General features: G+C 60.2%; 1 protein-coding gene and 2 tRNA genes. 1 reads left to right on the top strand and 2 read right to left on the bottom strand.

What is annotated here, in order from left to right:
- Window positions 1-82: 82 nt before the first annotated feature.
- The gene (gene map, locus ACK1VC_RS18840; protein WP_371262317.1) at window positions 83-880 is read left to right on the top strand and encodes a type I methionyl aminopeptidase; all 798 of its coding nucleotides are present in this window, start codon (window positions 83-85) and stop codon (window positions 878-880) included.
- Window positions 881-961: 81 nt separating this feature from the next.
- Here map and ACK1VC_RS18835 read toward each other — a convergent pair.
- Window positions 962-1038 (bottom strand) — tRNA-Asp (locus tag ACK1VC_RS18835).
- Window positions 1039-1051: 13 nt separating this feature from the next.
- Window positions 1052-1127: transfer RNA gene (locus tag ACK1VC_RS18830), tRNA-Val, on the bottom strand.
- Window positions 1128-1257 lie beyond the last annotated feature (130 nt).

Raw genomic sequence — 1257 nt, 5'->3', positions numbered from 1 at the left:
CCCGCGAAAGGGCCGGCACAGGCTGTGCACCATGCGGTGGCAAGCCGATACCCGCTGGCGCTATGCTGGGGCAAATTCCAGCATGAGCAACTACCCTCCCCCCATGTCCCAGGTGATCCTCAAATCCCCCGCCCAACTCGACCTGATGCGCCGCGCCGGCCAGCTGCTGGCCCAAGTGTTCGCCGACCTCGACCGCTTCATCGGCCCTGGTGTGACCACCATGCAGATCAACGACCGCGCCGAAGCGTTCATCGTCGACACGCTCAAGGCGCGGCCAGCGAGCAAGGGCCAGTACGGTTTCCCCTACTCGCTCAATACCTCGGTGGACCACGTGGTGTGCCACGGCATGCCCAAGGTCGATGAAGTATTGAAGGAAGGCTCGATCATCAACGTGGACATCACCCTCGAACAGGGCGGCTATATTGCCGATTCGTCGAAGATGTACAGCATCGGCAAGATCAGCGATGAAGCCCGGCGGTTGGTCGACACCACCTATGACGCGCTGTGGAAGGGCATTGAGCAGGTGCGCCCCGGGGCTACGCTGGGCGATATCGGCCATGCCGTCCAGGCCCATGCCGAGGCGGCGGGCTACAGCGTGGTCCGCGAGTATTGCGGGCATGGTATCGGCCAGCAGATGCATGAAGGGCCTGAAGTACTGCACGTTGGCCAGCGTGGCATGGGCATGAAGCTGAAACCGGGGATGGTGTTCACCATCGAGCCGATGATCAACCAGGGTGGACGCGGAACGCGCACATTGAAGGATGGCTGGACGGTGATTACCCGTGACCACAGCCTGTCAGCGCAGTGGGAGCATACCGTGGCGGTGACTGAGGAGGGGTTTGAGGTGCTGACGTTGCGGGAAGAAGAGCGCCGTAGCTGAAATCGCAGACACAAAAAAAGCGACCTTAAGGTCGCTTTCTTTGTTACTTCCGGGTGTTCAGTGGGCCCTGGAAGTGGAAAATGGCGCAGCGGACGGGACTCGAACCCGCGACCCCCGGCGTGACAGGCCGGTATTCTAACCGACTGAACTACCGCTGCGCTATACATCGAGTGGTGGGTGATGACGGGATCGAACCGCCGACCCTCTGCTTGTAAGGCAGATGCTCTCCCGGCTGAGCTAATCACCCATGTCTCTCGGTGTGGCGCGCATTCTACGGGCGACTTTGCGCTCTGGCAAGCACTTATCGAAGTTTTTTCAAACTTCGCGCCAACACCAGAATTCAGGCACAAAAAAAGCGACCCTAAGGTCGCTTTCTC

This window comes from Pseudomonas sp. XP2 (genome assembly GCF_053557975.1).
This window is presented reverse-complemented; position numbering and strand designations above follow the sequence as displayed.

What these genes read in the sequence shown, in the direction of transcription:
- map (WP_371262317.1), top strand. Translation starts at nt 83, where the DNA reads ATGAGCAACTACCCTCCCCCCATGTCCCAGGTGATCCTCAAATCCCCC.